The following is a 23797-nucleotide window of genomic DNA, read 5'->3' on the forward strand; positions in this document are numbered from 1 at the left end:
GATGACGACTCAAGGTGTCATTCAACACCTGCGGCATTCAGCTGACCGGCACCGCCCAGAAGTGCAAGCGCCCACTCCACACGGTCCGATGCGGTGGCGACCAGGCTGCCTGGATCCTCGCCCAGCAGGGCGCGCAGTTGATGCGGGGCAAAGACCAGGTCGACGAAGTGGCTTGCCAGCGCAGCCGGATTGGCCGGTTGATCCGGGCCGTCCTGGATCGCCACCTGCACGCGCCGCAGCCCGCCTTCCCAGCCGATGCGGTTGACTTCAGCGGCAAGCGCTGGCGCGCGAATGGAAGTGCCGACGACCAGGCGCATCATCGCCACCGTCTGGGGCTGCAACGCATGCGCAAGCATCCCTTGTCCTGCGTGTCTCAGGCGCCCCTCCAGATCCATCGGGACGCTGGCTGCGGCAGGCAGGGGCTGGGTGTCGACATCGCGACGGACCACCGCTTCAAAAATGGCGTCCTTATTGGCATAGCGCGCGTAAAAGCTTGCCTTGCCTGCACCGGCCAGCCGCGCGATGTCCTCACATGAGGTGTCCTCGAATCCGCGCTCCAGGAAGAGGTGCAGTGCCGCATCGAGTAAGCGCCGTTCGACATCGCCCGCTTTCTCGAGTGGCGGCCTTCCGCCTTTTGACTTTTGCTTGACTGCTTTCATCGACGAAAAGTTACACGTCGCTTGCATTTCCATCAACTGAACGATATCGTTCAGTTGTTCGCTGCGTGGTCTTCCAGGCCGGCGAATGGCGGAGCTGCTGAGTGACGCAGAGCTTGCTGCGCTGTCGCAGTTCTCATTGCCATTGTTGGCGCAAAAAGACCCAGGCACGAGGCAATTGTGGAGACAGACGCAGCATCCCGAATCGTTGTTGCAGGCGCCACCGGCGACCTGGGTGGCCGGATCGCCTTTGCGCTGAAGGACCAGGGAGCCGCTGTCGTTGCCCTTGTTCGCCAAGGTGCCGGGAAGGACCGTGTTGCAGCTCTGCAACGCAGGAACATCGAGGTCCGCTACGTCGAGATGGAAGACGCCAAATCGATGCGTGAAGCGGTCGGGAATGCGGCCTGTGTCGTATCCGCGCTCAACGGTTTGGAAGACGTCATGCTGGATCAGCAGGGAAAGCTGTTGGATGCAGCGGTCAGCGCCGGCGTGCCTCGCTTCATCCCGTCTGATTTCTCGCTGGACTATACGAAGACACGGCCGGGCGACAATCGAAACCTGGATCTGCGGCGCCGGTTCAGAGACCGGCTGGATGCCGCGCCGATCGCGGCCACCTCGGTGCTGTGTGGTGGTTTTCTGGAGCTGCTCGAGGGCAGTGCGCGCCTGGTGGTCCCGGGCCGTCGTGTCATGCATTTTGGCGACGCACACCAGCAGCTCGATTTCACCGCCAAAGATGACGTCGCCAGCTACACGGCCGCCGCCGCACAGGATGCCACTGCACCACGGGACCTGCGCATTGCCGGCAACAGCGTTTCGCCCAACGACATCGCGCAACTGCTCACCGAACTCACCGGGCAGCGCTATCGCACGCTCAGGCCCGGCGGGCTCGGGACGATGTCGGCAATCATCCGTGCAGTGCGTGCACTCACACCCGCCAGCGATGATCCCTTCCCTCCCTGGCAGGGCATGCAATATCTGCGCGACATGATGAGCGGGCGCGGCAAGTTGGTCCCGCTGGATAACGATCGCTACGGTGCGCGCTCCTGGCAAACAGCCCGCCAGACACTGGCCAACACGTATGTACGGGAGTCTTGAGATGCGCGATGGCATTGCACCGTTCCACATCCAGGTTGCACAAGCGGAGCTGGATGACCTGGCACACCGGCTGAGGCAAACGCGTTGGCCGAGTAGGGAAACCGTGGCGGACCACAGCCAGGGCCCACAGAGCGAGCGCATCCGGCGCCTGGTCGACCGCTGGCAGTCCGGTTACGACTGGCGTGCGACAGAGCGGTTGTTGAACGGCTGGAACAGCAGTCGTACGACGATCGATGGACTGGAGATCCAGTTCCTGCATGTACGCTCGCCCGAGCCCGATGCGCTTGCTTTACTGCTGACGCACGGGTGGCCCGGTTCGGTGCTCGAATTCCGCGAGGTGATCGGCCCCTTGAGTGACCCGGTGGCCCATGGCGGGCAGGCGTCGGACGCCTTTCATCTCATCATTCCATCCTTGCCTGGCTTTGGGTTCTCTGCAAAACCGACCGCCCGTGGCTGGGGAGTCGGGCGCACGGCTGCGGCATGGGTCGAACTGATGCGCCGCTTGGGGTATGGCGAGCGCTGGGCCGCACAGGGCGGCGATTGGGGCAGTGCGATCACCACCGCGCTTGGATTCATGCAGCCACCGGGCCTGGTGGGCATCCATCTGAACATGGTGATGTTCGAACCCAGCACGCAGGAAATCGCCGAAGCCACACCGGCCGAGCAGAAGATGCTGGAGGACGCCCAACGCTACTACACGGAATTTTCCGGCTACATGAAGCTGCAAAGCACCCGGCCGCAATCGGTGGGCTTCAGCTTGGCGGACTCTCCGGTGGGCCTGGCTGCATGGATCTATGCACTCTTCCAGGACGTCTCCCAGAGCGGCTTTGAACCGGAGAAGGTGTTCGCGTTGGACCACCTCATCGATGACATCATGCTGTACTGGCTCCCGAACGCAGGGCCCAGCTCGGTGCGTCTGTATTGGGAGGCCGCGCAGGAAGCCAGGGCGCAGATGCCTTCGCATCCAATGCCCACGCCAACTGGCATCAGCATGTTTCCCGGCGAGCAGGTGCGCCTTTCCCGGCGCTGGGCAGAGCGCCGCTTTGCGGATCTCCGCTTTTTTGGGCAAGCGCAGCGGGGTGGACATTTTGCGGCGATGGAGAATCCGCCGGTCTTTGTCGATCATTTGCGAACGACCTTCCAGTCCCTTCGGTAAGGGCTACCGCGCCTGGCATGCCCGCAATGCCTTCGGGCCACGGCCATGCTGACAGCGCCAACGTCTCCGTATTGCAGGCAGAGCTGCCGGGGGCCATGCCGGCATTGCCCCCTTGACCGCCAGCGCCCACACCGGCCAGTCTCGGGGGCTGGCACGGCGGGGAGTCGTGCCGCTGGCCTTCAACGGAGAACCGCCGTGGACCGTCGTACCTTCCTCACCTTGTCCGGCATCGGTGCTGCCGGGCTGCTGCTGCCGCACACGCGCCTGATCGCGGCCGAGCAGCTGCTCGCGCCCAACGATGCCGCGCGCAGCCGTCGCTTGTCCGATACCGCGCTGAGCACGGCCAAGGCGGCCGGTGCCAGTTATTGCGATGTGCGCGTGGGCCGTTATCTGCGCCAGTTCGTGATCACCCGCGAGGCGCAGGTGGAGAACGTGGTCAATGCCGAATCCAGTGGCGTTGGCGTGCGCGTGCTGGCCGATGGCGCGTGGGGGTTTGCGGCCACCAACACGCTGACCAGCGATGGCGTGGCCACCGCCACGCGCCAGGCGGTGGCGATCGCCAAGGCCAACGCGCGGCTGGGCGGTGCGCCGGTGCAGCTGGCGCCGGTGACGCCGGCCGGGCAGGTGCACTGGCGCACGCCGATCAAGAAGAACGCGATGGAAGTGCCGCTGGGCGACAAGGTGGCGCTGCTGATGGACGTCAACGCCGCGGCCTTGAATTCCGGTGCGACCTTCGTGGCCTCGCGCATGTTCGCGATCAACGAGCAGAAGTATTTCGCCAGCAGCGACGGCTCCTACATCGACCAGGACGTGCACCGGCTGTGGCTGCCGTTCACCGTTACTGCGGTGGACAAGGCCAGCGGCAAGTTCCGCACCCGCGACGGGCTGTCGGCGCCGATGGGCATGGGCTACGAATATCTCGACGGCGATGCCAGCCAGAAGCACCAGCTGCCAGGCGGGCTGATCGGCTACGGCCACAGCTACGATGCGCGCGAGGATGCGATCGCCGCCGCCAAGCAGGCGCGCGCCAAACTCACCGCACCATCGGTGAAGGCCGGCAAGTACGATCTGGTGATCGACCCGAGCAACCTGTTCCTCACCATCCACGAGTCGGTGGGCCACCCGCTCGAGCTCGACCGCGTGCTCGGCTACGAAGCCAACTACGCCGGTACCAGCTTCGCCACGCTGGACAAGCGCGATGCCGGCTATCGCTGGGGCAGCGATGCGGTGACCTTCGTCGCCGACCGCACCCAGCCCGGCAGCCTGGGCGCGGTGGGGTACGACGACGAGGGCGTCAAGAGCAAGCAATGGGAGCTGGTGAAGGACGGCATCCTGGTCGACTACCAGTGCACGCGCGATCAGGCGCATCTGCTCGGCAAGACCGCGTCCGATGGCTGCAGCTATGCCGACTCGTGGTCCAGCGTGCAGTTCCAGCGCATGCCCAACGTCTCGCTGGCGGCAGGCAAGACGCCGTTGGCGGTTGCCGACATGATCAAGAACGTCGAGCGCGGGTTGTACATCCACGGGCGTGGCTCGTATTCGATCGATCAGCAGCGCTACAACGCGCAGTTCGGCGGGCAGTTGTTCTACGAAATCGAGAATGGCCAGGTCACGCGCCTGGTGGAAGACGGCGCCTACCAGATCCGCACGCCGGAATTCTGGAACGCCTGCAGCGCGGTCTGCGACCAACGCGACTTCCGCCTGGGCGGCTCGTTCTTCGATGGCAAGGGCCAACCCAGCCAGGTGTCGGCGGTCTCGCACGGGTCGTCCACGGCGCGCTTCGATGGCATCAACGTGATCAATACCGCGCGTGCGTTGGGCTGAGAGCGGCTAATAGTGATGTCGATTCTTAGCGTTGTTGGGTGCGATCAAAAGCTTGGTTAGTCGAGTGCGCGGTGCCCTCGCCGCTCGCGGGACACGCCGCAAGTACGTCCATGTAGGCTCGGTGGCGGCATCCATGCCGCCACACGGTCCCGCAACCGGCGAGGACACCGCACCAGACAGTTGATCGGCTGTTCTTTCGAAAGCGTGCCACTCGGCTTGCGGTGCGCAGGCGAGACGTTTGTAGATTGGGTGTTGGGGGCCGGTCTGTCGCTCGGCTTGCGATGGAAAAATGGTGAGAGGTTGAGCGAACGCCCCGTGATCCAACCAGCGCTCGTCATGCACTGCTTGCAAACACACACCGACCATCCCGACAGGTCCTTGCCCGCCTACCGTCGCGGGACCTTACGCGGCATGGATGCCGCGTAAGAGCCTACATGGACGTACTTGCGGCGTGTCCTGCGATGGTAGGCGGGCAAGGGCCCCGCAGCAACCCCGCAGACCATCGTTTCGTTTTCAGCCGCCGTGGCCCATGTGAACAGCGACTGCGCGCGATGGCACACGCGCGTGCATGCCACGATCGCCAGCGAGAAAGGCACGCGTGGTATCGATCACAGTGCGTGGCAACGCGATGAGGCAGCACCACACGCAGCCAGCCGCGCTCGCCACATGTGCAGGCCTGCTGCGCCACCGGGTTCATGCACGTCTTGCGTTTGCAGACCTACCCCTGCCGAAAGTCATTTGACGCAGCGTTCATCGCCCGGCAAGAATCGGCGATACCGTGCAGATAGCGATCTGTGCGTCACCACACTACCTGCGCGCCGCGCGGGATCATTGGGGAGTTGCCGTGCAGCGACGTGATTTCCTGGCCCTGACCGGGCTGACCATGGGCGGGCTGATCGTGCCCGCCTACTTCGGCAAGGCGATCGCCGCCGAGCAGTTGGTGACGCAACTGGATGTGGGCCGCAAGAAGCGCCTGGCCGATGCCGGCCTCAACGCCGCGCGCCAGGCCGGTGCGAGCTATTGCGATGTGCGCATCGGCCGCTATCTGCGCCAGTTCGTCATCACCCGCGAGGACAAGGTGCAGAACGTGGTCAACACCGAATCCATCGGTGCCGGCGTGCGCGTTCTGGTGGCCGGCGCCTGGGGCTTTGCCGCCACCAACGTGCTCACCGAGCAAGGCGTGGCCAAGGCCGCGGCGCAAGCCGCCGCGATCGCCAAGGCCAATGCCAAGGTGCAGGGCACGCCGGTGCAGCTGGCGCCGACGCCGGGCGTGGGCGAGGTCAGCTGGAAGACGCCGATCAGCAAGAACGCGATGGAAGTGCCGATCAAGGACAAGGTGGACCTGCTGCTGGGCGTCAACGCTGCCGCCACCGCGGCCGGCGCCAGCTTCGTCAACTCGATGCTGTTCGTAGTCAACGAGCAGAAGTACTTTGCCAGTACCGATGGCTCGTACATCGACCAGGACGTGCACCGCATCTGGGCGCCGCTGAGCGTGACCGCCATCGACAAGGCCAGCGGCAAGTTCCGCACCCGCGACGGCTTGTCCGCGCCGATGGGGCTGGGCTACGAGTATCTGGATGGCGCCGCCTCGGGCAAGTTCGTCTCGCCCAACGGCGTGGTCAATTACGGCCTGTCCTACGACATGAAGGAAGACGCGATTGCCGCGGCCAAACAGGCGCAGGAAAAGCTCAAGGCGCCCTCGGTCAAGCCGGGCAAGTACGACCTGGTGCTGGACCCCTCGCACACCTGGCTGACCATCCACGAGTCGGTCGGCCATCCGCTGGAGCTGGACCGCGTGCTCGGCTACGAGGCCAACTACGCCGGCACCAGCTTCGCCACGCTGGACAAGCTCAAGGCCGGCTTCCAGTACGGCAGCGACAAGGTGCATATCCTGGCCGACAAGCTCCAGCCCGGCAGCCTGGGCGCGGTGGGTTACGACGATGAGGGCGTCAAGACCAAGCAGTGGGACCTGATCCGCGACGGCAAGCTGGTGGACTACCAGGCCATCCGCGACCAGGCGCATATCCTCGGCAAGACCGCCTCCGATGGCTGCTGCTATGCCGACTCGTGGTCCAGCGTGCAGTTCCAGCGCATGGCCAATGTGTCGCTGGCCGCCGGCAAGACACCGCTGAGCGTGAGCGAGTTGATCAAGGACGTGGAAAACGGCATCTACATCATCGGCGACGGCTCGTTCTCCATCGACCAGCAGCGCTACAACGCGCAGTTCGGCGGCCAGCTGTTCTACGAGATCAAGAACGGCGCCATCACCCGCATGCTCGAGGACGTGGCCTACCAGATCCGCACGCCGGAATTCTGGAATGCCTGCAGCGCCGTGGCCGATCAACGCGACTACCGCCTGGGCGGCTCGTTCTTCGACGGCAAGGGCCAGCCGAGCCAGTCCTCGGCGGTCTCGCATGGCTCGTCCACCGCCCGTTTCGACGGCATCAACGTCATCAATACCGCCCGCTCGCTCGGCTGACAGGAGAAACCCACATGAGCATCCTTACCGAAGCGCAGGCCAAGGCCATCCTGGACAAGGTCATCAAGCTGTCCAAGGCCGACGAGTGCACCGCCACGCTCAGCGGCTCGATCGACGGCAACATCCGTTTTGCACTGAATAACGTGTCCACCAGCGGCATCGTCGACAACACCGACCTGCAGGTGCAGGTGGCGTTCGGCAAGCGCGTGGGCGTCGCCACCATCAACGAGTTCGACGACGCCGCGCTGGAGCGCGTGGTGCGGCGCGCCGAAGACCTGGCACGGCTGGCGCCGGAAAACCCGGAATTCATGCCGGCGGTGGACAAGCAGACCTACCGGCCCAGCCCCACCTTCAGCGACTCCACCGCCGCCATCGACCCGGCGTTTCGCGCGCAGGTGGCTGCCGATTCGATCGCGCCGTGCAAGGGCAAGGGCCTGATCGCGGCCGGCTTCCTGGAAGATGGCCAGAGCTTTACCGCGTTCGCCAACAGCAAGGGCAACTTTGGCTACCAGCGCGGCGCGCGTTTCGACTACACCTGCACCGTGCGCACCGAAGACGGCCGCGGCTCGGGCTGGGTGGGGCGTAACCTGAAGGATGCCGCCGACTTCAAGGCCGAGCAGGACATCCGCATCGCCATGCGCAAGGCCAGCGATTCGTCCGAAGCCAAGGCGCTGGAGCCGGGCAAGTACACGGTGATCCTGGAGCCGGCGGCGGCGGCAGGCTTGATCTCCTTCATGATGCGCTACTTCGATGCGCGCATGGCCGACGAAGGCCGCAGCTTCCTGTCCAAGAAGGGCGGCGGCAACAAGCTGGGCGAGCAGGTCTACGACCCGCGGGTGAACATCACCGCCGACCCGTGGGATGCGCGTGCCGCGGTGCTGCCGTGGGACGAGGAAGGCCTGCCGCGCGAGAAGATGGCCATCGTGGAAAACGGCAAGATCGCCAACCTGCAGTATTCGCGGTTCTGGGCGCAGAAGAACGGCAAGCGCGCGGTCGGTGAGCCGGGCAACCTGCTGATGGCCGGTGGCGAGAAGAACATCGCCGAGCTGGTGCGCGGCACCGAGAAGGGCATTCTGGTCACGCGCACCTGGTACATCCGCATGGTCGACCCGCAGACCGTGCTGCTGACCGGGCTGACCCGCGACGGCACCTTCTACATCGAGAACGGGCAGATCAAGTACCCGGTGAAGAACTTCCGCTTCAACGAATCGCCGATCATCATGCTCAACAACATCGACGAGCTGGGCAGGCCGGTGCGCGTGGCCGGCGATGAATCCAGCTATGTGATGATGATTCCACCGATGCGGCTGCGCGACTTTACGTTTACCTCGTTGTCGGATGCGGTGTGAGGAGGAGCCGGGAATCGGGATTGGGGAATCGGGAATGGGAGAGCAAGAGCCGCTCTTCCCAACCTGATTGTTTACCAGCGCTTCCGGTTCCCTGTTTCCTCATGGCCCCGACATCACGTCGTCATTTCCTTGGATTGCTGCTCGGTAGCGTCGCTGCGTTGACGTTGCCGCGGCGCGCGCGCGCAGCGGGCAACTACGATTTCTGGTTTACCCGGCTGCGTTACGATTCGGGCGATTGGGATGTGGATGCGCGCATGCCGTCCAACCTGATCACCTCGCTGATCGACTACACCCAGCTGCGCGTGGATCCGCAGGAGCACGTGCTGGACCTGGCCGATCCGCGCATGCTGCAGGCACCGTTCTGCTACCTGTCCGGGCACAAGCTGGTGGAGTTCAATCCGGCCGAGCGGCGCAACTTCGAACGCTATGTGCGCAATGGCGGGTTCGTGTTCGTGGACGATTGCAATCACGATATCGACGGCCTGTTCGCCACCTCGTTCGAGGCGCAGATGGCAACGATCTTCGGCAAGAGCGCATTGCAGAAGCTGCCCAAAAGCCACCGTCTGTACAGCGCATTCTTCAAGTTCCCCGACGGCCCGCCGGCCACCAGCTTCGAGCTCAATGGCTGGGGCGACGATCTGGTGCACGATTATCTCAGGGGCATCAGCATCGATGGCCGGCTCGGCGTGTTGTACAGCAACAAGGACTACGGCTGCGAATGGGATTACGACTGGCGCAACAAGCGGTTTCTGGCCGAAGACAACACCAAGTTCGCAGTGAACATCGTGATGTATGCATTGACCAACTGAAATCGATCCGCAGGATTGCGCTTGCGCGCAACGAGGCTTTATCGGTAACGCCACATCGCGCGCCAGCGCGCTCCTACAGGAATCACGCGAGATTTTTCCAGGCACGACACCACCGCCAACCGCCCGCCGTTGCATACGCAAGCCGCGCACGCCTTTGTAGGAGCGCGCTTGCGCGCGATGAAGATTGACCGGTAACGCATCGCGCGCAGGCGCGCTCCTACGCCAGCAGCCAGACAACGAGACATCCCCCAATGACTTCCCCCAGCGACGACATCCTCACCGCACAGCTCTCCCAACTCGGCGCGCTGCGTGCGGCCCTGGCCCAGGCGGTGGTGGGCCAGGACGCGGTGGTGGAGCAACTGCTGATCGGCCTGCTGGCCGGCGGCCACTGCCTGCTGGAAGGCGCGCCCGGCCTGGGCAAGACGCTGCTGGTGCGCTCGCTGGGGCAGGCGCTGGAGCTGCAGTTCCGCCGCGTGCAGTTCACCCCCGACCTGATGCCCAGCGACATCCTCGGCACCGAGCTGCTGGAAGAGGAGCATGGCACCGGGCATCGGCAGTTCCGGTTCCAGCAGGGCCCGATCTTCACCAACCTGCTGCTGGCCGACGAGCTCAATCGCACCCCGCCCAAGACCCAGGCCGCGCTGCTGGAGGCGATGAGCGAGCGCACGGTGAGTTATGCCGGCACCACCTATGCGTTGCCGGCGCCGTTCTTCGTGCTGGCCACGCAGAACCCGATCGAACAGGCCGGCACCTATCCGTTGCCGGAAGCGCAGCTGGACCGCTTCCTGCTGCATGTGCGGGTGGATTACCCCAGCGAGCAGGAAGAGCGCGACATCCTCACCCAGACCACCGGCACCACCAGTGCGCAGGTGCCCAGGGTGATGGATGCCGACAGCGTGCTGGCGCTGCAGCAACAGGTGCGGCACGTGCATGTGGGCGCGGACCTGCTGACCTGGATCAATCGCCTGGTGCGGGCCAGCCGCCCCGGCCCGCAGGCCAGCGAGGAGGTGCGCCAGTGGATCAAATGGGGCGCCGGCCCGCGCGCCGGGCAATCGCTGGTGCTGGCGGCCAAGGCGCGTGCGTTGTTGCACGGCCGCCTTGCCGCCACCCGCGAGGACGTCACCGCGCTGGCCGCGCCGGTGATGCGCCATCGCCTGTTGCTGTCGTTCGCGGCCGAGGCCGAACAACGCAGCGCCGACGATGTGGTCGCCGCGCTGCTGCGCGCCGTGCCGTTCCCGGCGTGAGGCGCGCGGCAACGTGAGCGAGGACGTGCCGGCACTGCTTCCTGCCGAGCTGCGCAGCCGCCTGCGCGGCCTGCAGCTGCGCGCGCGGCATGCGCAGGGCGCGCAGGGCATCGGCCAGCACGCCAGCCGCAGCCGCGGCGCCGGGCTGGAATTCTCGCAATACCGCGCGTACGAACCCGGCGATGCACTGCGCCAGATCGACTGGAAGCTCTACGCCCGCTCGGACCGCTTCTTCGTGCGCGAAGCAGAGCGCGAGAGTCCGCTGACGCTGTGGGTGTTGCTCGATGCCACCGCCTCCGCCGGCCAGGCCGATCAGGCGCGCCCGCACTACACGCGCCTGCAGGCGATGGCGACCCTGGCCGCGTGCGCTGCCGACGTCGCGCTGCGCCAGGGCGACCAGGTCGGCCTGTTCGCCGTGCATGGCGGTGGCCTGGTCGCCGTGCCGGCCGCTGGCGGGCCGCGCCAGCGCGACCGGCTCTGGCTGGCCCTGCACGGGCTGCGCGCCGGTGGGCGCTGGCCGGGCATGGACGCAGTGCGTCCGCTATGGGAACGCATTGCCGCACACACCCTGGTGCTGTCGATTGGCGACAGCTTCGACGAAGAACTGCTCGGCGCCCTGGAAAAACTCGCCGCCGCACGCCGCGAGGTGATGCAGCTGCAGGTGCTGACCTGCGACGAACGCGATTTCCCTTTCAACGGCGGGCATCGCTTCCGCGACCCGGAAACCGGCGAAGAACTGCTTGGCGATGGCGCCGCGATGCGCGCGGCGTATCTGCAACGCTTCGGCGCGGCCCAGCGCGCGCTGCAGGCGCGCTGGCAGGCCGCCGGCATTGCGCACGCGGTGCATTATCTGGATGCGCCACCGGATGCGGCATTGCGTTCGCTGTTTGCGCACGGTGCGCGGCGATGAGCCGGCGCACCGGCGCGACCGCCGCAGCTGAGGGGGCGCAGCGGTGAACCTGCTCCTGCTGTTCCCCGCCGGCCTGGCCGCGTTGGCCGCGTTGCTGCTGCCGTTGCTGATCCACCTGGCCCGACGCAGCGAACACCGCCCCACCGACTTTGCCGCACTGCGCTGGCTGCGCGCGCTGCCGCGCCCCCGGCACCGCGTGCGGTTCGACGAATGGCCGCTGCTGCTGGTGCGCCTGCTGTTGCTGGCCGCCGTGGCGCTGCTGCTGGCCGAGCCGGCGTTGCGCGAGCACCGGCAGGCGCGCCCGCGCATCGCGGTCAGCCCCGGCGTGGATCTGGCCGCCGCCCGGGCACTCACCCACGCGGCCAACGCGCAGTGGGTCTGGCTGGCGCCGGGCTTCCCGCCGGTGGATGCCGATGCGGCGCTTCCAGCTGCCGGCACCGCGCCGCCGGTCGGCAGCCTGCTGCGCGAACTCGATGCCAGCCTGCCGCCGGAGACCGCGCTCAGCGTGATCGTGCCCAGCCAGTGGGGGCCGCTGGATGCGCAACGCCTGCAGCTGTCGCGCAACGTGCGGTGGCAGGTGTTGCCCGGCCAGTCGCCGGCGGCCGCCGTGGCGGCCGTTCCACCGTTGCGGCTGCAGGCCATCGCCGACGCTCCCGCCGACCCGGCCCTGCGTTATCTGCGCGCCGTCCATGCCGCCTGGGCACTGCCCGGCGCACTGCCGGTGGGCACGCCCGCGGACGCCGCGCCGGCACGCTGGCCGGCCGGCACGGTGGTGGCCTGGCTGTCGCAGCGGCCACCGCCGGCGCCGGTCATCGCCTGGGTCGCCGCCGGCGGGCAACTGCTGCTCGCGGCGCAGACGCCGGCCCCGCCCGCACTCGCCAACCCGCTGCAACCGCTGCTGCAGGATGCACACGGCGCCCCGCTGATCGACGCCAGCGCCGTCGGCCGCGGCCGCCTGCTGCGCTGGGCCGCGCCACTGCAGCCGCAGCAGCTGCCGGCGCTGCTGGAGGCCGATTTCCCCACCCGCCTGCACGACGCCCTGCAGTCGGTACCCGCACCACAGCGCGCGCTGGCGCAGACCCAGCAGCCGCAACGCGGCCCCGCCATCCGCCTGGCCAATGCCCCCCGGCCGCTGGCGCCGTGGCTGATCGGCCTGGTGCTGCTGCTGTTTGCGGTCGAACGCTGGCTGGCCACCGCGCCACGCCGGGGCACCGCGGCATGAGTACGCCTGCCCTGCACCGCGCATGGCAGGCCGCGCGACGGCGGCAGGCCGCAGGCGTATTGCTGTGCGGGCTGCCGCTGGCCGTGCTGCCGGCGCTGCTGGTCTGGCGCGCCGGTGCGCAGCCGGCGCTCCTGCCGATGCTGCTGGGCCTGCTGGTGCTGCTCGGCGTGGCAGTGCTGGCGGCACGCCGGCTCGACCAGGCCTGGCTGATCCGCCGGCTGGATCGCGATACGGATCTGGAAGACAGCAGCGACCTGCTGTTCGCCCCGCCCGGGCAGCTCGGTCCGTTGCAGGCCCTGCAACGCCAGCGCCTGGAACAGCGCCTGCGCGGCACGCCGCGCGACCTGCGCCCGGCCTGGCCCTGGCGGCGCGGCTGGCCGTGGAGCCTGCTCGGCCTGCTCGCCTGCGCCGCCGTGCTGCTGTGGCCGCACTCCGCCCACCGGCCCACGGCAGGCAAGGACCGGATCGCCGCCGCCGGTGCCGGCGCCCCCACCCTGGGTCAGGCCCGGCTGCACAGCACCCCGCCCGCCTACACCGGCCTGCTGCCCACCCGCCTGCCCGGCCTGGATGCGCGCGTGCCGGCCGGCACCCGGCTGCACTGGCAGCTACAGGTCCACCCGGCGCCGCGCAGCGTGGCGCTGCGGCTGACCGACGGACGCAGCGTCGCGCTGGCCCGGCAGGGCACTACCGATCACTGGCAGGGCCAGTGGATCGCCGAGCGCGCCAGCCTGTACCGCATCCTCATCGACGGCGCGCTGGCCGACCGCCGGCTGCACCGCCTCGACGTGCTGCCGGACCGCCCGCCGCAGGTGCGGGTGCTGGCGCCCGAACAGAGCCTGGTGCTGTGGACGCCCTCCAATGGCGGCTGGACGCTGCGCTTCGAGGCCAGCGACGACTACGCGGTGGCCGCCAGCGCCGAGCTGCGCCTGACCCTGGCCCAGGGCAGCGGCGAGAACATCACCTTCACCACCCAGCGCCGCACGCTCGGCGGCAGCGGCCCGGCCAGGCAGCGCGGCTTTTCCACCACGCTGCAGCCGCAGGCGCTGGGCATGGCGGCCGGCGACGACCTGATCGCCCAGCTCATCGTCCACGACACCCGCCAGCCCGGCCCGCAGGAAGGCCGCAGCGCCAGCGTGATCCTGCGCTGGCCACCGCCGGAGCAGGCCATGGCCGCCGGCCTGGAGGCCAGCGTCAAGCAGACCTTGCCGGCCTACTTCCGCAGCCAGCGCCAGATCATCATCGATGCCGGGGCGCTGCTGAAGGAAAAACCGCGCCTGGACGCGGCCACCTACCTCAAGCGCGCCGACGCCATCGGCGTGGACCAGCGCCTGCTGCGGCTGCGCTACGGCCAGTTCCTGGGCGAAGAAGGCGAAGGTGCGCCCAAGGGTCCGCCGACCGCCGACGCGCCGCCCACCAGCGACGCCCCGGCCGACGATCTGCCCACCGCCGACATGCCCACCGCGGATGCACCGGCCGCCCCTGCGGCGGCGGCGCCCGCGCCCGCCCGGGACGAACACGGGCATGACGCGCACGACCACGACCACGCTGCCGCATCCGAGGCCGGCGCCGCCGCGCTGGACGACCACGCCCATGCGCACGGCGACGGCGGATCCGAACGCCACGGCTTCGGCCAGGCGCAGGATGTGCTGTCCGAGTTCGGGCACACCCACGACCATGCCGAAGCCGCCACCTTGCTCGACCCGCAGACCCGCGCGTTGCTGCGCGCCGCGCTGGACCAGATGTGGCAGTCCGAGGGCGAGCTGCGCCAGGGCCACCCCGAACGCGCCCTGCCGTTTGCCAACAAGGCGCTGGGCTTCATCAAGCAGGTGCAGCAGGCCGAACGCATCTACCTGGCGCGGGTCGGCACGCAGTTGCCGCCGATCGACCCCGGCCGGCGCCTGAGCGGCGACCGCGCCGGCCTGGGCGACCGTGCCGCCGGCCTGGACACCCGCCCGGATCCGGATCCATCCGCGCTGCAGCTATGGGACGCGCTGGGCGAACAGGCGCCGGTTCCGGATGCCGCCCTGGCCCGCTACGCGCAGTGGCTGCAGACCCGGCAGGACCGCCTGCCCGATCCGCTGAGCCTGGCCGCCGCGGTGGAGACCGTGCGTGCCGACCCCGGCTGCGCCAGCTGCCGCACCCAGCTGCGCGCCCAGGTCTGGCGCACGCTCGTTGCCCCGCCGGCGCCGGTCCGCCGTCGCCCCACGCCGGACGCGCGCGGCCAGGGCTATCTGGATGCCCTGCGCCAGGAGTCGCCACCATGATGCTGTCGCTGCCCCGACAGACGACAGTCGCCGTTGCCTGGCGCACCGTCGCGCCACCTCCAGCGCGCCCTGGATATGGCGTACCTGAGGCCAAGTCATGAACCTCTCGCCACGTTTGCACGCCGGCAAGACGCTACGGTTGCCGCTGGCGATGGGGTGCTTGCGGCGGCCAGGTGGGCACGCCGCGCCGCCGCGTTGGGGTGGCCGGCGCTGTGCGGATGCACGCCGCCAGGAGCCGCAGCCATGACGCTTTCGCTGCCCTGGCTGGTCGGCAGTGCCTTGCTGCTGCTGGTGCTGCTGAGCTGGTGGCGGCTGCTGCGCGCGCACGCGCGGCAGCCCCATGCGCGCTTGCGGCTGTGGCTGTTGCTCGCCGCCCAGCCGCTGCTCGCCGGCCTGCTCTACCCGATGCTACTGCCACCGCCGCGCGCCGGCAGTGCGAGCGAGCTGCATGTCGCCACCGCCGGCACCCAGGCGGATCAGGTTCGGCCCAATGCCGCGCCGTGGGTCGCGCTGCCCGAGGCGCCCGCCTTGCCAGGCGTGACTCGCATGCCGGATCTGGCCACCGCGTTGCGGCGTGCGCCCGGCACCACCGCGCTGGTCGTGCATGGCAGCGGCCTGCCCGCACGCGACCGCGACACCCTGCGCATCCCGGTGCGGCTGGCGCTGACCCCGGCGCCGGCAGGCCTGGTCGCCGTCTCCACGCCGCCCCCGGTCGCACCCGGCGAACGCATCGCCATCAGCGCGCGCGTGCAGGGCCTGCCGGGCGCGCGGGTGGAGCTGCTGGATCCCGCCGGGCAGGTGGTCGACACCGCCACCGCCGATGCGGGCGGCCAGGTGCAGCTGCGTGGCCTGGCGCGCGCACCCGGGCAGGTGCTGTTCGCGCTGCGCCTGCGCGATGCCGCAGGCGCAGAACGCGGCCGCGTGCCGGTGCCGGTGCTGATCGCCGCGGTGCCGTCCGCACGCGTGCTGGTGCTGGCCGGCGCCCCGCAGCCGGACCTGAAATACCTGCGCCGCTGGGCCAGCGATGCCGGCATGCAGGTGCGCAGCCAGATCGCCGTCGGCCCCGGCATGCAGCTGGGCGAGGCAGCCGCCCTGGACGCGGCCAGCCTGGACACGCTGGACCTGCTGGTCATCGACCAGCGCCGCCTGGTCGCCCTGGGCAACGCGCAGCGCCAGGGCCTGCGCGCTGCGATCGGCCGCGGCCTGGGCGTGCTGGTGCGCACCGACGGCCCCGTGGATGCGGCCGCCCGCGCCGCGCTCGCCGCGCTGGGCCTGGCCTTGACAGGCGGCAGCACCAGCGCCGCGGTCGCCGCGCCACTGGCGCTGGCAGCACCCGGCGCCAGCAATCCGGCCGCAGCGCCGGCCGACGCCACGCCCCTGCCGCCGCTACAGCGCCGCGAGCTGCAAGCGCAGGACGCCGACGCCGTGATTGCCGCACGCGCAGACGACGGCAGCGCGTTGGGCTGGTGGCGCCAGCAAGGCCGCGGCCGCATCGGCATCGGCCTGGTCGAAGACAGCTTCGCCCTGGTGCTGGCCGGCCGCAGCGACCTGCATGCCGCGCTATGGGCGCAGCTGTTCGGTGCGGTCGCCCGCGCCGGCGGCACGGCGCCCGCTGCGGTGCAGACAGGCTGGTCGCACCAACGCATGGCGCTGTGCGGTGTCGTCGCAGACGCGCATGTCACCGACTCCACCGGTCGCTCCCAGGCGCTGCTGATCGATGCCGCCAGCGGCGCCTGGGCCTGCGCCGGCTACTGGCCGACCAGCGCAGGCTGGCATCGCCTGCAGACCGGCACACGACAGCGCTGGCTCTATGTGCGCGCGCCCGGCGATGCCTCCGCGCTGTACACCCAGCAAACCCGCAACGCCACCGTTGCGATGGCCGCCATCGACGCGCGCGCAGGCATCGGCACGCCTACATCGCTACCCGGTACCCGCTGGCCCTGGCTGCTGGCCTGGCTCACGCTGGCCGCAGCCCTGTGGTGGCTGGAACGGCGCAGGCGCTGACTGCCGCAGCGCACCGCCCTCTCCGTGCATGATCGGGTGCAGTGCGCTTCCCGGTCCTGGCCCTTGCAATCCACTGCACTGGAAAACAGCGCCGCTGCCGCATCGGCAACGTGTCGGCGACACACTCACCGCGACTGCCGCGACCACACCCGGCAACAGTTGTTCGCCGGCAACGCCACGTCGTCGATCAGCTGCAACCCCACCGACGCCGCCAGTGCGTCCACTGCTTCGGCATCGCGGATTCCCGACGCAGGGTCGCGCTCGCGCAACATCGCATCGAATGCGCGGTTGCTCTCGCTGGTGAATTGCCCATGGCGGTTGAACGGCCCATACACCACCAGCAGCGCATCCGGCGCCATCACCGCCGGCAACCCGGCAAACAAGGCCTGCACCTGCGGCCAGCCCATGATGTGCAAGGTGTTGGCGCTGTAGACCGCGTCATAGCCGGCAGGCACACCGGCCCGCGCGGGCGGCAATGGCGGTGCGGGCGCCAGGCCGGGCGTCGGTGTCAGCACCGCCTGCAATGCAATCGGTGCCGGCGTGTTCGGCAGTGCCGCCTCGTCCAGCCACTGGCTCATTCCCGGCAGATGATCGGCATGGTCGCTGGCCTGCCAGCGCAGCCACGGCATCGCCGCCGCAAAATGCACCGCGTGCTGCCCGGTTCCCGCACCGATTTCCAGCACGTGATGGTTATTGGCAAGGTGCCTGCGCAGCACCTGCAGGATCGGGTCGCGGTTGCGTGCGGACGCAGGTGAGAACGGCTTGGTCATGAGAAGCATCCAGAGAAAACGTCAGGACATCCCGGCAGTATGGATGCAAAACCTCCAACGAGCTCATCCTTTGCTTGGTGGCTGACACGCAGGTGCAGTCCATCGATTTAGCGATAACCATCCCAAATGTCTCGCCACCGCTTGTGCATGATGGCGCGGGGGACATACTCCAGAGGAAATATGCATGAACAAGGCCGTTGCTTTTTTGACCACGAGTGTCCTGGCGGTTGTTGCGAGTCTTTCCGCCGCACCGACTGCAAATGCACAAGCTTCAACTGTCATACTCGACTGCACCGGCAGTGATTATTGCTGGGCAGGCGTAGACAGCCCAGGATCGCCGGCGCCATTCAAATATGCATGGAGTTTCAACAATACTGCTGGCGCCATTTTCCCCAGAAATTGCACCAACAGCGTGGACTGCAACTTTTACTGCCCACGCAGCAGTACGTTCATCACCGCCAATGTCATGGTGAGCGACGCCAACAATCAGTTCATCGGCTCGGCTAGCGCGCGCGCACTCTGTACGCCGCAACCGCTCTGAACCCAGGCAAGAACATGGCCTGCCCGTAGTGAACGTGGCACCGGGTCACAAGGATCTGTCCCCCATCCTTGCGATCCGGTGCCTTCTCACGGGTTAGCCTGTCAATTCCTCATACGCACGCCGCACCGCATCCTGGCCATACCGTCGCTCCAGGCGGCGCACGATGAAGTGCCCGCGCGCCATTGCCTGGAAGTGGCGCATGAACACCGTGTTGAGCGTGGCGCCGCTGACCGCTCCAACCAGCGGCACGGCCTGCACGGCGAGTTTTTCGCCGACATTGACCGAGAACTTGGCCGCAACACGCGACACCAGCGATACCAGCACCGGCGCGCCCTTGCTGGCAAACCCGTGCGCGGCAACGTAATGCGCCGCGGCGCTGAGTTGTTGCGCCATCGCCGCGCGCACCGCGAAGTAGCCCGATTCGGCGCCGTCGTCGCCGACACTGCGCCCACCATGCGCCAGCACTTCCAGGCAGGCCAATGCGGTCTCCGGATCGTGCAGCGATTCGCCCTCGGAACGGGCGATATCGGCAATGGAGCGCAGCATCACCGTGGTGGTCACCGGCAGCTCCACCAGCAGGCCGGGCAGGCCGAAGAATCCGCCCGCACCACCGGCGACGGCCACCGCCATGGTGTGGCGTGCGGTGGACGCGGGCTGCTGCGCATCGGTGCTGCCACGCAGGCTCAGTAATGCCGATTTCATCGCCACCTGCAGCGCGCGGCGGGTGACGCCATCGATGCTGCGGGTGACCAGTTTCGGCAGCCGCCGGGTCATCAGGTTCTCGATCGGTGCGCCCAACGCATTGGCCAGCTGGGCTGCCACACCGGGGTTTTCCAGCAGCGCGTGCGCGGCGGCCAGATCGCGTTGCGCCGCAACGTCCATCACCGTTATCGGAAGCGTCGTCATGCCTGCTCTTCGTTGTTGGGCTCGCGCCGATGGTACCCAGCGCCATGTGAGCGCCGGACGAGCGAACCCGGCAGTCAGGAAAAGCATTCTGCAATCGGCCGGCAAAATGCGCGATCATCGGGATCAGGCAGCCAATGCTGGTCAGATGAATCGTGAGATCCGCCACAGCATCGTCATCGCGGCCGCACCGGAAGTGGTCTGCGTCGCGTTGTCCGAGCCCATGCAGCTGGCCTGCTGGTGGACGCGCGAGGTAAGCCTGGTCGGGAACCGGGTGCGGCTGGAGTGGAGCCGGCAGGGCTGGCGGGTGGAGCTGAGCATCGACGACGGCGCCGACTACCGCCTGGTGCTGTGGCGCTGCCACGCCTCCAACATGCTCGACACCGATGCCTGGGAGGGCACGGTGATGCGCTTCGATCTGCATTCCACCAGCCAGGGCACGCAGGTGGAGTTCGCACACTCCGGCTATCGCGACTCGCCCTGCAGGGACGCCTGCGTCCGCGGCTGGCGCTTCTTCCTGGGCAGCAGCCTCAAACGCTATGTGGAAACCGGCCAAGGCATGCCCTCGGCCGATATGCGCGACCCCGAGCCGCACGGCCACGCGCCGCGCTAGCGGCGGCAACTGAAGGCACCCGGCGGCAGTGCGGCTGCACGGTCGCCACCGCTGCGCCGGACCATGGCCTTGCGTGCCAACCGCACAGGCGGGCCGGTGACGGCCCGGCCGCGCGTGCCGAGCCCGCTTACGCCGTGCGTGCCGGGCCGATGGACGGTGCCGTGCTGCCGGGCAGCTGCGCATCCACCGTCACCGGGCTGTCGGCGCGCAGCAAGGCGCGTGCCTCGGCATCGCTGGCCACCGCCGGCGGCGAGCCACGCAGCGGCAGGCCGGCGGTTTCGCGCACGAACAGCATGGTCACCAGGCCGATCGCCGCCGCGCCCATCAGGTAGTACGCCGGCACCAGCGGGTCGCCGCTGCGCTCCACCAACCAGGCCGTCACCAGCGGCGTGGTGCCGCCGAACAACGACACCGACACGTTGAAGGCGATCGACAGCGCGCTGTAGCGCACCGGCGTGTAGAACAGCGCCGGCAGCGTGGACGGCATCGAACTGGTGAAGCACACCAGCGCCAGGCCGAGCAGCATCAGGCCGGCGAAGATCAGCCCGTCGTGGCCGCTGCCGATCAGCAGCAGGCAGGGGATGGCCAGCGCGAACAGCGCGATGCAGGCACCGATGATCATCGGCCGGCGCCCCAGCCGGTCGCTGAACAGGCCGCCGACGATGTTGAGCGGCATCATCACCAGCATCACCAGGATGATCAGCAACAGGCCCTTGCTCTCGGCATAGCCCATGGTGACGCTGAGGTAGCTGGGCATGTAGGTCAGCAGCATGTAGTCGGTGACGTTGAAGACCAGCACCAGGCCCACGCACTTGAGCAGCTGCGGCCAGTGCAGGCGCAGCATGGTCAGCAGGCCCTGCGCGGCGGTTTCCCGTTCGCGCTGTTCGGATTGCTCGGCATAGGCGCGAAACGCCGGGGTTTCTTCCAGCTTCATGCGCATGTACAGGCCCAGCAGCCCCAGCGGGCCGGCAATCAGGAACGGCACCCGCCAGCCCCAGTCGAGCATCTGCGCCGGGGTCACGGTCATGTGCAGCGCCGTCACCGTGGCTGCACCGGCGATGTAGCCGCCCAGGGTGCCGAATTCCAGCCAGCTGCCCATCAATCCGCGATTGCGGTCGGTGGCGTATTCGGCAATGAAGGTGGCCGCGCCACCGTATTCGCCACCGGTGGAAAACCCCTGCAGCAGCCGCGCCAGCAACAGCAGCGCCGGTGCCCACAGGCCGATCTTGGCGTAGGACGGAATCAGGCCGATGCTGAAGGTGCCCAGCGCCATCAGGATCATGGTGGCCGCCAGTACCTTCTGCCGCCCGTAGCGGTCGCCGAGCGGGCCGAACACCAGCCCGCCGATCGGCCGCACCAGAAACGCAACGGTGAACGTGGCAAAGGTGGCGATCAACTGCGCGGTGGGATTGCTGGCCGGGAAGAACACCTGCCCCAGCGTCACCGCCAGATAGCCGTACACGCCGAAGTCGAACCACTCCATCGCATTGCCCAGCGCCGCAGCGCCCACGGCCTTGCGCAGCATGCCGCGATCGACCACCGTGACCTCGTCCAGTTGCAGTTGGCGGCGGCGCTTGAACCAACCGAAGTGCGAGGCAATTGCGCGCGTATCGTGCATATGTCGTGTCTCCAGGTGCGGCCATCGCTGCCCACTCGCCCTGGCAACGCACAGGACACGGCGCATCAGTCAGGCATGGCAATGGCACAGGCACTGGATGACGCCGGAGGCATTCCCGGACGGCCGCGTGAACTCAGCGACGCTGCGGGACAGACGACCAAGGGATGGGCAATGCCCAAGGGCTTGATCAGCCCGCTATGGTACTACAGCGCGCAGGTCGCTGCAGGCGGGATGCCGCCAGATGACGAAAACCCGCTTGTTTCAAGGCATCTGGCGCAATGAGCGCCTGCATCGCGCCATGCATGCGCGAGCCATCGATCAGGCGCGTTGCGCGCTAAATGGGCGCCTCGCCCAGCTGCGACAGCAGCGGCTGCAGGTCCTCGCGCGTCTGCGGGCGCACGGCGCGTGCAACTTCCACGCCGTCGCGCAGCAGGATGATGGTTGGCCATAATTTGACGCGAAACGAGCGGCCCAGGGGCCGCCCTTTTCCATCTTCGACCTTGCGGTAGTCGAGCGCCGCAACGCCACCCAGCAACTTCTGCAGCAGCGGCTGCGCGGCGATGCAGTGGCCGCACCAGTCGGTGCCGAACTCCAGCACCTGCAGCCCGGCCTGTGCATCCACCTCGCTACGTTCGGGCGCCTGGGTGGCGTAGTCACGAACAAACCCCATCGTTTCGCCGCTCCGCTGTGCTTACGACAATGCGCGCTGGATGTCTTCCAGCGGCAGGTTGGTCAGGTCCTTGGCCAGGTCGCCCACCAGGCGCTGCTGGGTTTCCTTGTGCAGCAGCGGGCGCACGCGGCCCAGCGTGGTCGGGTCGGCCACCAAGACCAGATGCGTGTACTCGTGCTTCAGCGCGCCATCGTTCAGGGCATGCGAGAGCTGCTTGGCAAAGGTCATCTCGTCCATGTCCGCCTCGCTGAGATCCTGCGGCGCCTTGCCGGCCGGGCCATCGTCGTCGACGTTCTGCACATCGGTGCGCGCGTGCTGGCGCAGCACCACGTTGGCTTCGTTGCCGGTATTGGTGAACCAGCGTGCTTCGCCGCCATCGGCCACCACCACCAACGCACCCTGAGGAATTTGCAGACTCATTCGATTCTCCTGATCAACAGCGGCGTTGCATGTGCAACGCCAGTCGGTCTCAACCTAGGTCAGAGGATGTAAGCACCGCGCCTAGTCGGTGTCAGCGTGGCGTTAGCGTGGCGCGGCCAGCGTCGGTGGCGGCAGGCCCAGGTGCTTGCTGAAGAACCGCGCGGCCACTCGCAGCGCCTGCTGGCTTTCCGGCAGTGCGTTGGTGAGGTGGAAGGCGTGGCCCAGCCCGTCCCACACATGCAGATCCGATTCGCGGCCCAGGTCCACCAGGCGCGCATGCGTGTAGGCAGCATTGCTCAGCTCGGCCGCACGCGTGGCGGTCAGAAACAGCGTTGGCGGGAACTGCTGCAGCACCGCATCGGAAAACACCGGCGACACCAGCGGATCGTGGAAGTCCACGTTGTCGCCGTAGTACAGGTCTTCCCAGATCGGCAACGCACCGGCCTTGTCCGGCAGCAAGGCATCGTTGACTGCCGCCACCACGATGCGCGAATCGCCGCGGTAGCGTGCATCGCCTGCGGCGCAGAACAGCCCGGCCGCTGCCGGCATCGGCAACTTTTCCTTGGCGAACCATGCCAGCGATTCGCCGGTAAGCACGCCGCCGGCCGAACACCCGAACAAGCCGATGCGCTCGGGCGCGTAGGTCTTGAGCGCGGCGCGATACACCGCCGCCACGTCCTCGCTGGCGGCCGGGAACTGGTGCTCGGGCCCCATCCGGTAATCCACCGCGACCACCGTCATGCCGGTCATTGCCGCCAGCGGAATGGCCTCCATCAACCCGAACGAGGCGGCGCTGCCCATCACGAAGCTGCCGCCATGCAGCTCGATCAATACGCGCCTGGCCTGCTCGGGTGTGCGCGTGCGCGGCTCCACCCGCAGCACCGGCACGCCGTTCCAGGTTTCGGGCGTGATCTCCACCGCGTAGCGCGTGCGCAGCTGCGCAATCACGCCCTTGGCCCACCGTTCGGTGTCGGCACGGATGCCCGGCAGTTGCTTGAGCAAGGTGGCGTTGTCGGCCTTGTCCAACGGATCGGCGCGGGCCACCCCGTTGGCCATATGCGCACGTGCAGCCGGGCTCAGAAACTCCGACACCGGCAGGTCGAATGCAGGCACGTGCCGGATGCCATCCGGGGTGGATGCGGTGGCCGGTATGGCCGGCTCGGCGGCGGTTGCGTGCATGCTGCACGCGGTGCAGGCCAATGTGAGCGCTAGCGTTTTGTTCAACCAATGACGTGTCATGCGGTGCCCTC

General features: G+C 68.0%; 21 protein-coding genes. 14 read left to right on the plus strand and 7 right to left on the minus strand.

Going from position 1 to position 23797, the window contains the following annotated elements:
• Positions 1–17: 17 nt before the first annotated feature.
• Positions 18–659: a TetR/AcrR family transcriptional regulator gene (locus tag EO174_RS08010; protein ID WP_126943830.1), complete on the minus strand. Its 642-nt coding sequence runs from the start codon at positions 657–659 to the stop codon at positions 18–20.
• A 177-nt stretch (positions 660–836) separates the two neighbouring features.
• On the opposite strand from EO174_RS08010, the gene EO174_RS08015 reads away from it, so the two are divergent.
• The 11 genes from EO174_RS08015 (at position 837) to EO174_RS08065 (ending at position 17012) form a co-directional block, all read left to right on the plus strand.
• Positions 837–1751, plus strand: a complete 915-nt coding sequence (locus EO174_RS08015; protein ID WP_126943611.1) for an NmrA family NAD(P)-binding protein — start codon at positions 837–839, stop codon at positions 1749–1751.
• Between the two features lies 1 nt (position 1752).
• The gene (locus tag EO174_RS08020) at positions 1753–2907 is read left to right on the plus strand and encodes an epoxide hydrolase family protein (RefSeq protein WP_126943614.1); all 1155 of its coding nucleotides are present in this window, start codon (positions 1753–1755) and stop codon (positions 2905–2907) included.
• A gap of 195 nt (positions 2908–3102) precedes the next feature.
• Complete coding sequence (locus EO174_RS08025) at positions 3103–4731, plus strand: TldD/PmbA family protein (RefSeq protein ID WP_164740130.1); 1629 nt, start codon at positions 3103–3105, stop codon at positions 4729–4731.
• 844 nt (positions 4732–5575) lie between these two features.
• Positions 5576–7210, plus strand: coding sequence for a TldD/PmbA family protein (locus EO174_RS08030; protein WP_164740131.1), 1635 nt, complete (start codon positions 5576–5578; stop codon positions 7208–7210).
• Positions 7211–7224: 14 nt separating this feature from the next.
• The gene (locus tag EO174_RS08035) at positions 7225–8559 is read left to right on the plus strand and encodes a TldD/PmbA family protein (RefSeq protein WP_104586392.1); all 1335 of its coding nucleotides are present in this window, start codon (positions 7225–7227) and stop codon (positions 8557–8559) included.
• Positions 8556–9368, plus strand: a complete 813-nt coding sequence (locus EO174_RS08040; protein WP_126943617.1) for a DUF4159 domain-containing protein — start codon at positions 8556–8558, stop codon at positions 9366–9368. The genes EO174_RS08035 and EO174_RS08040 overlap by 4 nt, the downstream gene beginning before the upstream one ends.
• 251 nt (positions 9369–9619) lie before the next feature.
• Positions 9620–10612, plus strand: a complete 993-nt coding sequence (locus tag EO174_RS08045; protein WP_115675547.1) for a MoxR family ATPase — start codon at positions 9620–9622, stop codon at positions 10610–10612.
• A gap of 13 nt (positions 10613–10625) precedes the next feature.
• The gene (locus tag EO174_RS08050; protein ID WP_126943620.1) at positions 10626–11522 is read left to right on the plus strand and encodes a DUF58 domain-containing protein; all 897 of its coding nucleotides are present in this window, start codon (positions 10626–10628) and stop codon (positions 11520–11522) included.
• Positions 11523–11565: 43 nt separating this feature from the next.
• The gene (locus tag EO174_RS08055) at positions 11566–12744 is read left to right on the plus strand and encodes a BatA domain-containing protein (RefSeq protein WP_126943623.1); all 1179 of its coding nucleotides are present in this window, start codon (positions 11566–11568) and stop codon (positions 12742–12744) included.
• The gene (locus EO174_RS08060) at positions 12741–15008 is read left to right on the plus strand and encodes a DUF4175 domain-containing protein (protein ID WP_164740132.1); all 2268 of its coding nucleotides are present in this window, start codon (positions 12741–12743) and stop codon (positions 15006–15008) included. Before EO174_RS08055 ends, EO174_RS08060 begins: the two co-directional genes overlap by 4 nt.
• Before the next feature lie 243 nt (positions 15009–15251).
• A complete protein-coding gene (locus tag EO174_RS08065) occupies positions 15252–17012 on the plus strand; it encodes a carboxypeptidase regulatory-like domain-containing protein (RefSeq protein ID WP_126943629.1) in 1761 nt (586 codons plus the stop codon).
• Positions 17013–17137: 125 nt separating this feature from the next.
• On the opposite strand, the gene EO174_RS08070 is transcribed toward EO174_RS08065, so the two are convergent.
• Positions 17138–17782, minus strand: coding sequence for a DUF938 domain-containing protein (locus EO174_RS08070; RefSeq protein WP_126943632.1), 645 nt, complete (start codon positions 17780–17782; stop codon positions 17138–17140).
• A gap of 184 nt (positions 17783–17966) precedes the next feature.
• Here EO174_RS08070 and EO174_RS08075 point away from each other — a divergent pair, with 184 nt between their 5' ends.
• Positions 17967–18323: a hypothetical protein gene (locus EO174_RS08075; protein WP_126943635.1), complete on the plus strand. Its 357-nt coding sequence runs from the start codon at positions 17967–17969 to the stop codon at positions 18321–18323.
• Between the two features lie 93 nt (positions 18324–18416).
• On the opposite strand, the gene EO174_RS08080 is transcribed toward EO174_RS08075, so the two are convergent.
• On the minus strand, positions 18417–19205 hold the full coding sequence (locus EO174_RS08080; protein ID WP_126943836.1) for an EcsC family protein: 789 nt from the start codon (positions 19203–19205) through the stop codon (positions 18417–18419).
• Positions 19206–19374: 169 nt separating this feature from the next.
• On the opposite strand from EO174_RS08080, the gene EO174_RS08085 reads away from it, so the two are divergent.
• Complete coding sequence (locus tag EO174_RS08085) at positions 19375–19839, plus strand: SRPBCC domain-containing protein (protein WP_104586134.1); 465 nt, start codon at positions 19375–19377, stop codon at positions 19837–19839.
• Between the two features lie 127 nt (positions 19840–19966).
• On the opposite strand, the gene proP is transcribed toward EO174_RS08085, so the two are convergent.
• Entirely contained in the window at positions 19967–21457 is a 1491-nt protein-coding gene (gene proP / locus EO174_RS08090) for a glycine betaine/L-proline transporter ProP (protein ID WP_104586093.1), read from the minus strand.
• Between the two features lie 81 nt (positions 21458–21538).
• On the opposite strand from proP, the gene EO174_RS22895 reads away from it, so the two are divergent.
• Complete coding sequence (locus EO174_RS22895; RefSeq protein WP_164740133.1) at positions 21539–21739, plus strand: hypothetical protein; 201 nt, start codon at positions 21539–21541, stop codon at positions 21737–21739.
• 52 nt (positions 21740–21791) lie between these two features.
• On the opposite strand, the gene EO174_RS08095 is transcribed toward EO174_RS22895, so the two are convergent.
• The 3 genes from EO174_RS08095 to EO174_RS08105 form a co-directional block, all read right to left on the minus strand.
• Complete coding sequence (locus EO174_RS08095) at positions 21792–22127, minus strand: thioredoxin family protein (RefSeq protein ID WP_126943638.1); 336 nt, start codon at positions 22125–22127, stop codon at positions 21792–21794.
• A 21-nt stretch (positions 22128–22148) separates the two neighbouring features.
• Entirely contained in the window at positions 22149–22547 is a 399-nt protein-coding gene (locus EO174_RS08100; RefSeq protein ID WP_104586097.1) for a host attachment family protein, read from the minus strand.
• A gap of 102 nt (positions 22548–22649) precedes the next feature.
• Positions 22650–23726 (minus strand): alpha/beta hydrolase, encoded by a 1077-nt coding sequence (locus EO174_RS08105; protein WP_206515052.1) that lies wholly within the window; start codon positions 23724–23726, stop codon positions 22650–22652.
• Positions 23727–23797 lie beyond the last annotated feature (71 nt).

The organism is Xanthomonas sp. BRIP62418, assembly GCF_003993495.1.
GTDB classification, from domain to species: Bacteria; Pseudomonadota; Gammaproteobacteria; order Xanthomonadales; family Xanthomonadaceae; genus Xanthomonas; species Xanthomonas euroxanthea.